The 9,767-nt window shown below is 67.8% G+C and carries 9 protein-coding genes and 1 pseudogene; 4 read left to right on the forward strand and 6 right to left on the reverse strand.

Going from position 1 to position 9,767, the window contains the following annotated elements:
• The 3 genes from C7C56_RS26385 to C7C56_RS26395 all read right to left on the reverse strand — a co-directional run.
• Positions 1-542 (reverse strand): SDR family NAD(P)-dependent oxidoreductase (locus tag C7C56_RS26385; protein ID WP_106760318.1); only part of this gene is annotated, 542 nt, incomplete at its 3' end.
• A gap of 351 nt (positions 543-893) precedes the next feature.
• Positions 894-1,226, reverse strand: coding sequence for a hypothetical protein (locus tag C7C56_RS26390; RefSeq protein ID WP_106760319.1), 333 nt, complete (start codon positions 1,224-1,226; stop codon positions 894-896).
• 239 nt (positions 1,227-1,465) lie between these two features.
• Positions 1,466-2,020, reverse strand: coding sequence for a glycine zipper domain-containing protein (locus C7C56_RS26395; RefSeq protein WP_106760320.1), 555 nt, complete (start codon positions 2,018-2,020; stop codon positions 1,466-1,468).
• Positions 2,021-2,318: 298 nt separating this feature from the next.
• Between C7C56_RS26395 and C7C56_RS26400 the strand changes: the two genes are divergently transcribed.
• Complete coding sequence (locus C7C56_RS26400) at positions 2,319-3,755, forward strand: PAS domain-containing sensor histidine kinase (protein WP_106760321.1); 1,437 nt, start codon at positions 2,319-2,321, stop codon at positions 3,753-3,755.
• A gap of 75 nt (positions 3,756-3,830) precedes the next feature.
• On the opposite strand, the gene C7C56_RS26405 is transcribed toward C7C56_RS26400, so the two are convergent.
• The 3 genes from C7C56_RS26405 to C7C56_RS29190 form a co-directional block, all read right to left on the reverse strand.
• Positions 3,831-4,808 (reverse strand): D-2-hydroxyacid dehydrogenase, encoded by a 978-nt coding sequence (locus tag C7C56_RS26405; protein WP_106760326.1) that lies wholly within the window; start codon positions 4,806-4,808, stop codon positions 3,831-3,833.
• Positions 4,809-4,869: 61 nt separating this feature from the next.
• A complete protein-coding gene (locus C7C56_RS26410) occupies positions 4,870-5,826 on the reverse strand; it encodes a LysR family transcriptional regulator (protein ID WP_106760322.1) in 957 nt (318 codons plus the stop codon).
• Positions 5,823-6,155 (reverse strand): hypothetical protein, encoded by a 333-nt coding sequence (locus tag C7C56_RS29190; RefSeq protein WP_181373371.1) that lies wholly within the window; start codon positions 6,153-6,155, stop codon positions 5,823-5,825. The genes C7C56_RS26410 and C7C56_RS29190 overlap by 4 nt, the downstream gene beginning before the upstream one ends.
• Between C7C56_RS29190 and C7C56_RS26420 the strand changes: the two genes are divergently transcribed.
• The 3 genes and pseudogenes from C7C56_RS26420 to C7C56_RS26430 all read left to right on the forward strand — a co-directional run.
• Positions 6,155-7,030, forward strand: coding sequence for an alpha/beta hydrolase fold domain-containing protein (locus tag C7C56_RS26420; RefSeq protein ID WP_106760324.1), 876 nt, complete (start codon positions 6,155-6,157; stop codon positions 7,028-7,030). The genes C7C56_RS29190 and C7C56_RS26420 overlap by 1 nt on opposite strands.
• A gap of 244 nt (positions 7,031-7,274) precedes the next feature.
• Positions 7,275-8,474: an efflux RND transporter periplasmic adaptor subunit gene (locus C7C56_RS26425; RefSeq protein ID WP_106760325.1), complete on the forward strand. Its 1,200-nt coding sequence runs from the start codon at positions 7,275-7,277 to the stop codon at positions 8,472-8,474.
• A 1-nt stretch (position 8,475) separates the two neighbouring features.
• Positions 8,476-9,753 (forward strand): annotated as a pseudogene (locus tag C7C56_RS26430) (efflux RND transporter permease subunit); the annotation flags it as partial.
• Between the last annotated feature and the right edge of the window lie 14 nt (positions 9,754-9,767).

The following is a 9,767-nucleotide window of genomic DNA, read 5'->3' on the forward strand; positions in this document are numbered from 1 at the left end:
GTGTTGACCGTGACGCCGTGGCGCGCCATCTCGAGCGCGAGCGACTTGGTGAAGCCGTGCATGCCGGCCTTGGCCGCGGCGTAGTTGGCCTGGCCGAAGGCGCCCTTCTGGCCGTTGACCGACGAGATGTTGACGATGCGCCCCCACTTTTGCGCGAGCATCGGCTCGATCGCCTGCTTGCTCATGTTGAACACGCTGTCGAGGTTGGCGCGCATGACGTCGGACCAGTCCTGCTGCACCATTTTGCGCATGCTCTGGTCGCGCGTGATGCCGGCGTTGTTGACCAGCACATCGAGGCGCCCCATTTCGGCGAGCAGCTTTTGCATCATCCATCCGCTGTCGGCGTAGTCGGCGACGTCGACCTTGAACGCGGAAAAGCGGTAGCCCTCGTCGCGCTGGGCCGCCAGCCACGCCTCCGGCTGCTTGTTGCCCGGCGAATACGTGGCGGCGACCTTGAAACCGGCGTCATGCAGGCGCCTGCAGATCGCGGTGCCGAGTCCGCCCATGCCGCCCGTCACCAATGCTACCTTTTTGTTGTCCATAGTCTCTTCCAGTTCTTTTTAAGTGCTTGAGCGATTAATGCCGTCGAGGGCATGAGGGACAAGTCTAGACATGCATATTGAGATAACATTGATTGAAATCAAACTTTGGAAGATGGGCCGGGCGCCTGAGGGCGCTCGCGATTTTCGCGAGGATGGCGCATTGAAAACGCGCGCCATGGCGCCGCAAACCGGCCCGCGGCGCCGTTTCGGCCGGGGGGTCAGGCAGCGCAAAGCACAGCCATAGCTCGGGCTATGGCGAGCTTTTGCAACGACGAGCGGGCTCCTTCCGGCGGAATGAGCGAGCATGGTCGAAAGCCTCTCATCCTCTCAGCCTCTCAGCCTCTCAGCCTCTCAGGCCCAGGCCAGTTCGCGGATTTTGGAGACTTGGCGGCGCGCCATGAAGCGCCACAGCGCCAGCGCCTCGCTTTGGCTCGCGCGCATGCTGCGCGGGAGCGCGAGCGCCATTTCGCAGTCGCGGTCGGACCATTCCTCGAAGCGGATCCGGCCCTCAGCGCTGACCTCGGCGACATACATGAGTCCGTCGTCATAGCCGAAGCGCAACGCCGCGCTGGCGTCGTCGGCGGTCGCGTAGACGGCCGCCAGCGCCTCGGCCAGCTCGTCCTCGGTGGGCGCGTCGATCTCGCGGCCGTCCACATCGGTCAGGGTTACCCATGCTTGCGTCATTGAAGCGACCTCCCGCCAGACCCGTTAGCACTCAGACTCAGATGGCTGCCGTCGCGCCGCCCGTGCGGCGCCGAAACCGGGTCCATCATACCGAAAAAAATTCGCAAGGCAACGCAATAATTGCGGCGCCGGACGCGGCCTTCGCGGCCTCCAACAATGACGTTGGCCGTTGGCCCCGGGCCCAGGGTCGCGCCGGACGCGGGATCGCCGGCCGCAAAACGTGCCGGACCGACAGCCTTTTAGGCGATGACGACGGGCATGCTCAGGGGGTCGAAGTCGCGCCAGTCGCCTTGCTCGATGGTGCCCTCGGCGCGTTCGATGTGGTGGGCGCCAAGGTCGCGCAGCACGTCGAGCGCGCGCCTCTCGTCGGCCGGGCCGTCGAGCGCGACGGCCACCATCATGCCGGCCTCGCGCGGCACGCGCAGGTTCTTGCCGCCCTCCTCCGGCTCGCCCGCCTCCTTCATTTTGGTCAGGCTGAACAGCGAGCCGACGTGGGCGCCGACCAGGCCGCCGACGATCGGGCCGACCGGCCCCGACAAGGGCGAGGTCAGCGCGCCGATCGCGACGCCGACCGCGCCGCCGGTCGTGGCGCCCTCGACCACGCCTTCGGGCGTCTCGCTCGCGCCCGGCGAAATGGCATGGTCGCCGCCGATCGGCGTCATGTCGTGCTGGCCCGGCTGGTTGACGAAGAAGGCGCTGATGCGGCCCTGCCCGAAGCCGGCGTTGCGCAATTCCTCCTTGGCGCGCTCGACTTCTTCCTGCAATTGAAAATGACCCGCGATGATCGTCGACATGCTGCAACCTCCGTAAATGATGGACACGGGCGGCGGACCCGGGCGCGAAGCGCCGGCCCGCCGCCGTGAAAACACCAGCATGCGCCATGCCGCGCCAAACCTCTGTACGCCAGCACACCAAGTGTGTTGCTCACAAAAAAACATTCCCCGCGATGATGCGGGGCAAGCTTTGGGCTCTATAATCAATCAACCCCGTCGATCAAACCCCTCGGTCAAGCCCGTCGACCAGCCCGCCGGCCAGGACTGCCGCCGCAGCTCCCGGCCGCCGCGCGCGGCCAAGCCGGCAAAGGAAACCGCCATGCCCAATCCCGCCCCGCCCCTGCCTGAGGCCAAAGCCCCGGACATCGCGCTGTCGGAGTTTTTCGACGGCCACCCGGTGGCCACCTTCGCGATCGACCGCGCGCACGTGATCACCCACTGGAACAAGGCCTGCGAGCACCTGCTGGGCTGGGCCAGGTCGGACATGGTCGGCACCAGCAACCAGGGGCTGGCCTTTTACGCGCGCAAGCGGCCGATGCTGTCGGACCTGATCGTGGCCGGCGACGCCGACGCGCTCGAGCGCCACCGGCGCTCGGCCGTGATCCCGGGCGCCTACGAGGCCGAGGATTTCTTCCCGAACATCGGCGCCGGCGGCCACTGGCTCCATTTCACGGCCGCCCCGCTGCGCGACGTCGACGGCGTGGTGGTCGGCGCGATCGAGTCGATGCGCGACGTGACCGAGCGCCGGGTCGCCGAGAACGCGCTGCGGCGCGCCCACGACAACCTGGAGCACCTGGTCGAGAAGCGCACCTTCGAGCTGGCCGAGGCCAACGCCCTGCTCGAGGAGGACATCCGGCGCCGGCGCGCGGCCGACGCCGAGCTGCGCCAGCGCAACCTCGAATTGACCGAACTGAACGCCAAGCTCTCGGTGACCCAGCAGCAACTGGTGCAGTCCGACAAGCTCGCCTCGATCGGCCAGCTCGCCGCCGGCGTCGCCCACGAGATCAACAACCCGATCGGCTACATCTTCTCCAACTTCGGCAGCCTGCAAAGCTACCTGGGCCAGTTGTTCACCATGCTCGACGCCTACCAGAAGGCCGAGGCCGGCGCCGCGCCCGAGGTCGCGGCCGAGCTGGGCGCCATGCGCGAGGCGATCGACCTCGACTTCCTGCGCCAGGACATCCCCAACCTGATGCGCGAGTCGAAGGAGGGCATCGTGCGGGTGCGCCACATCGTGCAGGACCTCAAGGATTTCTCGCGCACCGACGGCAACCAGGAGTGGGTCTGGGCCAACCTGCACACCGGCATCGACTCGACCCTGAACATCGTCGCCAACGAGGTGCGCTACAAGGCCGACGTCGTCAAGCACTACGGCGCCATCCCCGAGATCGAGTGCCTGCCTTCGCAAATCAACCAGGTGGTCATGAACCTGGTCGTCAACGCGGCCCATGCGATGGGCGAGCAGCGCGGCGCCATCACGGTGAGCACGGGCGGCGGCGCCGACCCGTCGGAGGTCTGGATCGAGGTGGCCGACAACGGCAGCGGGATCGCGCCGGCCAACCTGTCGCGCATCTTCGACCCCTTCTTCACGACCAAACTCGGTTTCGGCGGCTCGGGGCTGGGGCTCAACATCACCTACAACATCGTCACCCAGCTGCTGGGCGGCCAGATCCGGGTCGAGAGCGTGCTCGGCAAGGGCACCGCGTTCATCCTCGACCTGCCGCTGGTGGTGCCGGCGGCAGACCCGGCGGCTTAGACGGCTTGGGCGGGCCGGGGGGGGCGGGCGGCCCGGGCTGCTTTTGCGGCTTGCGCGCGGCTTGCGCGCGGCGCGCTAGCCGGCGCCGACCACGTTGCGCGGCGCGCCCGCGGCCCAGGCCTCGATGTTATCGACCAGCATGTCGGCCAGCGTCTGCATCGCGCCCGCGCTGGCCCACGCGACGTGCGGCGTGAGGATGAAGTTGGGCAGGCGCAGCGCCAGCAGCGGGTTGCCGGGCGCCGGCGGCTCGCCGCTGAGCACGTCGAAGGCGGCGCCGCCAATGGCGCCCTCGCGCAGCGCCCGCGCCAGCGCGCCCTCGTCGACCAGCCCGCCGCGCGCGGTGTTGATCAAGAGCGCGCCGCGCCTCATGCCCGCCAGTTCGGACGCGCCGATCAGGTTGCGGGTGGCGTCGGTGAGCGGCAGGTGCAGGCTGACCACGTCGGCGCGGCGCAGCAGTTCGGCCAGCGGCACCGGTTCGACACCCGGCTCGTCGACCGCGCCGCGCGTGGCCACGCACACCCGCATGCCAAAGGCGCGCCCGAGTTGGGCGACGCGGCGCCCGAGCGCGCCGTAGCCGACGATGCCGAGGGTGCTGCCGGCGAGGTCGGCGATCGGGTGGTCGAGCAGGCAGAAGCGGCTCGACTGCTGCCAGCGCCCGGCCTCGACGTCGGCCATGTAGGCGCGCAGGTTGCGCCGCAGCGCCAGGATCAGCGCGAAGCAGTGCTCGGGCACCGACACGAGCGAATAGTCGCGGATGTTCGAGACCACGATGCCGCGCTCGCGGCACGCCGCGAGGTCGACATTGTCGGTGCCGGTGGCGGCCACCGCGACCATGCGCAGCTCGGGCAGCCGCGCCAGTTCGGCCGCGCGCAGCGGCACCTTGTTCGAGATCGCGACGGTGGCGCCGCGCAGGCGGGCGACCACCTCGGACTGGTGCGACGCCGGATGCTCGACCCAGTCGTGCGCGAACGCGGGGCGGCGCACCTCGGCCAGCAGGCTGTCGCGGTCGAGGAAGACGATTTTCGGCACGCTGCCGCTCGCGGTGTTTTCCATGTTCGTTTCCTTGTCCATGCGCGTTTCATTGTCCGTGCGCGTTTCCTGGTCCATGCGCGTTTCATTGTGCATCTCGGGCTCCTTCGCCTTGGGGCGGGCGCGCCGGCGCCGCCATTTGCAATCCCGGGTGCCGCAAAAACAGGTCGGCGACCCATTCGACGAACACGCGCACCTTGGCCGAGAGGTGGCGGTTTTGCGGGTACACCACATGCACCGGCAGCGGCGAGGTGGTCCACTCGGCCAGCACGCGTTCCATCTTGCCCGAGGCGATCAGCGGGTCGATCAAATAGCTCGACATCTGCAGTATGCCAAGGCCGGCCAGGCCGGCGCACATGTAGGCGGTCGAGTCGTTCACGGCCAGGCTCGAGGGCACGGGGATGTTGATGCTCTCGTCGCCGCGCGCGAAATCCCAGTCGTGGATCTTGCCCGTCTTGGACGAGAAGAAATTGATGCAGCGGTGCGACGCGAGCTGCCGCGGGTGGCTCGGGTGGCCATGCAGCGCGAGGTAGCCCGGGGTGGCGCAGGTGACGAATTGGAGCACCCCGATGCGGCGCGCGATCAGGCTCGAATCGGCCAGCTCGCCGCCGCGCACGGCGCAGTCGACGCCTTCCTCGATCAAATCGACCGGGCGGTCGCTGCCACCGAGTTCGAGTTGGATGTCGGGGTAGCGCGTGAAGAAATCGGGCAGGGCGGGGATGATGACGGTGTTGGCGATGCTGGTCGAGACGTCGACCCGCAGCCGCCCTCCCGGGTTGGCGCGGTTGCGCGAGAGCGACTCCTCGGCCTCGCGCACGTCCGACAGGATGCGCAGGCAGCGCTCGTAATAGGCGGCGCCGTCGGCCGTCACGCTGACCTGGCGCGTGGTGCGGTGCAGCAGCTTGACCGTCAGCGCCAGTTCGAGCGCCTGCACCAGGGTCGAGACGGTCGCCTTCGGCAGTTGCATGTTTTCGGCCGCGCGCGTGAAGCCGCCCGCGTCGACCACCTGCACAAACACTTCCATCGCTTGCAATTTATTCATAAATCTCCGTATTGTTCAAAATTCTGAACAATCAATTCGCCATTGCCATCTTTATCTGATTGTAGATCAAGTTTAAAGTGGCCGTACTGGATCGAAAACGTCGATTTGGGCCGGAAAAAAAGGGCAGTGAAATGCGCATCAAAATCGAAATGGTCACCGTGGTCGCAATCCTGCTTGGCGCAATCACGCTCGCCGGGGTCGGCGTCACCGACAAATTCCCGCAGGCCGCGCGCGCCGAAAGCGTCGGTTTTGACGCACTCGCACATGCCGTGTTCGGCGGCGCGGCCCCGGCCCCGCAGCGCCAGCGGTCCTCCCCGGAGCAGGCCCAATGAGCGCCAAGGACGGCGACGGCGTCGTTGTGACCGAGGGAACGTGCACGCTCAGGATCCGCAACCTCGAAGTGCGAGGCCAGACCGACGCCCTGGCGGCGCGCCTTTACACTTGTACGGGCGGCGGCGCCGGCGCCAAAAAGGACGCCCTCGTGGTTTTCTTCCACGGCGGCGGCTTCGTCGGCGGCGACCTTGACGACGCCGACGTCTTCCTGCGCCGGCTGGTCGCGTGCGCCCCCGACGACCTGGTGCTCGCCTCACGCTACACCCTGGCCGGCGTGCGCCCGTTTCCGGCCGCGGCCGAAGACGCGCACGCGGTGCTGGCCTGGGCCAAAAAGAACAAGGCCAAACTTGGCTGGAGCGGCAAGCGGCTGGTGGTGGCAGGCATCGAGGCCGGCGCCAACCTGGCTGCGGTCGCCGCGCTGATGGCACGCGACCGCGGCGGCCCGGCGCTGGCCGGCCAGATCCTGGTCATGCCGATGCTCGACCCGGGCTTGTCGAGCTGCTCGATGCGCGAGCTGCCGTGCGACGCCGGCACCGCCGGCATGGCCAACACCTGCGCGGCGAGCTATCGCGACTACCTGCCCAACGCCGCCGACCGCACCCACCCGTACGCCTCGCCGCTGCAATCGAGCCGCCTGCGCAACCTGCCGCCGGCCCTGATCCTGTCGGCCGAGGACGACCCGCTGCGCGACGAGGCCGAACAATACGGCGCCAAGCTGGCCGGCTGCGGCGTGAGCACGACCATCAAGCGCCTCGCCCCGGTGCCCGCGCAGGACCCCGACGCGCGCAACGAGTGCGCCTGCGAAGGCCCGGCGCTGGCCGCGATGAGCGCCTTTTTGCGCGCCATCGACGGCCATAACAACCTCTCATAACCAGCCTCCTAGCGTTCCGCGCCCCCCGTTTTCAACCCTGCGACGCCTCCACACGGAAGGCGTCCGGGGACCCTACGTCCCTAGGTCCCTACGTACCTATGGGGATGGCGTGTCCGCAAATACGCGGACACCGGTCCGCAGGCGCATTGCTTTGCAATGCGGCGTACCTGCTCCCCCCTTTGCCACCTTGTTTGCCCGCCTGTCGGCTGTTAAATTAAAAATTTTCATCCATAAGAGGAAAAAAATGAAACCACCTAATAAATTAGCGATCATGGCCACCGCTGCCGCCTTGGCCGCCCTTGTGCTCACCGGCTGCGATCCGGCCACGGGCAAGACGGCCGACGCCGCCCAAGCCGGGCCGCCCGTCACCGCCGCCGCCGTGATCGAAAGATCGATCAACGAGACCCAGGAGTTCTCGGGCCGGCTCGAGGCGGTCGAACGGGTCGAGATCCGGGCCCGCGTGGGCGGTTTCATCACCTCGGTCAATTTCAAACCGGGCGGCCTGGTGCCCAAGGGCGACGTCCTGTTCGTGATCGACCCGCGCCCCTACCAGGCCGAAGCCGACCGCGCCGACGCGGCCGCCGCCTCGGCGCGCGCCAGGGCCGAACTGGCCGGCCTCGAACTGGCCCGCTCCGAACGGCTGCTGGCCGACAAGGCGATCCCGCAGCGCGAATACGACGAAAAGGCTTCGAGCGTCAAAGAGCTCGGCGCCAACGCGCGCGCGGCCCAGGCCAGCCACCGCGCGGCCCAGCTCAACCTGGGCTACACGCGTGTGCTCTGGCCGATCAACGGGCGTGTGTCTAAGGCCGAATTCACCACCGGGAACCTGATCGACGGCGCCGTGGTGTTGACCTCGGTGGTGTCGAACAACCCGATCCACGCCAGCTTCGACGGCGACGAGGAGACCTACCTGAGGGTGGGCCGCCTGGCGCAAAAGGGCGACGTGGTCGGCGTCAGGATCGGGCTGGCCAACGAGGCGGGCTTCCCGCACGAGGGCAAACTCGATTTCGTCGACAACCGGCTCGACGCCGACACCGGCAGCGTGCGCCTGCGCGCCACCTTCGACAACGCCGACAACCTGCTGGTGCCGGGCCTGTTCGCGCGGGTGCAACTTGGCGGCGGCGCGGCGGCCAGGACGCGCGTGGCGATGATCAACGAGCTCGCCGTCGGCACCGACCAGGACCGCAAGTTTGTGTATGTGGTCAAGGCCGACGGCACGGCCGAATACCGCCCGGTCAAGCTTGGCCCCGCGGTCGGGGGACTGCGCGTGGTGCGCGACGGCCTGAAGGCGGGCGAGAACATCGTGGCCAACGGCCTGCAGCGGGTGCGTCCGGGCGCCCCGATCACGGTGGCGATGGTGCCGATGGTGGGCGACGGCACGGCGCCGCCGCCGACGGTCGGCGTCGAGGTGGCGGCCGTGGCCAAAAAGACCAAGGACCAATAACATGAACTTTTCCCGCTTCTTCATCGACCGGCCCATTTTCGCGGCCGTCCTGTCGATCATCATCTTCGTGGCCGGCCTGCTGTCGATCTTCAAGCTGCCGGTGTCCGAATACCCCGACGTGGTGCCGCCTTCGGTGGTGGTGCGCGCCCAGTACCCGGGCGCCAATCCGAAGGTGATCGCCGAAACCGTGGCCGCCCCGCTCGAGGAGCAGATCAACGGCACCGAGAACATGCTGTACATGTCGTCGCAATCGACCTCGGACGGCTCGCTCGCGCTGACCGTCGCCTTCAAGGTCGGCACCGACGTCGAGCAGGCCGAGTCGCAGGTGCAGAACCGGATCCAGCGCGCCCTGCCGCGCCTGCCCGAGGAGGTGCGCCAGATCGGCGTGACGGCCGTCAAAAGCTCGCCCAACCTGACCATGGTGGTGCACCTGCTCTCGCCCGACAACCGCTACGACGACGTCTACCTGCGCAACTACGCGGTGCTCAACGTCAAGGACCAGCTGGCGCGGATCCAGGGCATGGGCGAGGTGCAGCTGTTCGGCGCCGGCGACTCCGCCATGCGCATCTGGCTCGACCCGCAAAAGGTGGCCCAGCGCGGCATGACCGCCGGCGACATCGTCGCCGCCGTGCGCGAGCAGAACGTGCAGGTCGCCGCCGGCGTGATCGGCGGTTCGCCCTCGAAGGACGCCGAGTTCCAGCTGACCGTCAACACCCAGGGGCGCCTGACCTCGATCGAGGAATTCGGCGTTATCATCGTGCGCACCGGCGAGGACGGCGCGCTCACGCGGCTCAAGGACGTGGCGCGGCTCGAACTGGGCTCGAACTCGTATGCGCTGCGCTCGCTCCTAAACAACAAGTCGGCCGCCGCCGTCGCCATTTTCGAGGCGCCCGGCGCCAACGCGCTGCAGCTGTCGGCCGACGTGCGCGCCAAGATGGACGAGCTGCAAAAATCGTTCCCGCAGGGCGTCGAATACAAGGTCGTGTACGACCCGACCCAGTTCGTGCGCGAATCGATCAAGGCCGTCATCGCCACCCTGCTCGAAGCGGTGGCGCTGGTGGTGCTGGTCGTGATCGTGTTCCTGCAAACCTGGCGCGCCTCGATCATCCCGCTGGTGGCGGTGCCGGTGTCGATCGTGGGCACCTTCGCCGTCATGCTCGGCTTCGGCTTTTCGATCAACACGCTGTCGCTGTTCGGATTGGTGCTGGCGATCGGCATCGTGGTCGACGACGCCATCGTGGTGGTCGAGAACGTCGAGCGCAACATCGCCGACGGGCTCAGAGGCTGAGAGTT

It is taken from the genome of Massilia glaciei (assembly GCF_003011895.2).
In the GTDB taxonomy this organism is placed as follows: Bacteria; Pseudomonadota; Gammaproteobacteria; order Burkholderiales; family Burkholderiaceae_D; genus Telluria_A; species Telluria_A glaciei.

Coding starts and splice junctions, on each gene's coding strand:
- C7C56_RS26405 (WP_106760326.1), bottom strand. CDS start 4,808: ATGGAAAACACCGCGAGCGGCAGCGTGCCGAAAATCGTCTTCCTCGAC.
- C7C56_RS26425 (WP_106760325.1), top strand. CDS start 7,275: ATGAAACCACCTAATAAATTAGCGATCATGGCCACCGCTGCCGCCTTG.
- C7C56_RS26400 (WP_106760321.1), top strand. CDS start 2,319: ATGCCCAATCCCGCCCCGCCCCTGCCTGAGGCCAAAGCCCCGGACATC.
- C7C56_RS26390 (WP_106760319.1), bottom strand. CDS start 1,226: ATGACGCAAGCATGGGTAACCCTGACCGATGTGGACGGCCGCGAGATC.
- C7C56_RS26410 (WP_106760322.1), bottom strand. CDS start 5,826: ATGAATAAATTGCAAGCGATGGAAGTGTTTGTGCAGGTGGTCGACGCG.
- C7C56_RS26395 (WP_106760320.1), bottom strand. CDS start 2,020: ATGTCGACGATCATCGCGGGTCATTTTCAATTGCAGGAAGAAGTCGAG.
- C7C56_RS26420 (WP_106760324.1), top strand. CDS start 6,155: ATGAGCGCCAAGGACGGCGACGGCGTCGTTGTGACCGAGGGAACGTGC.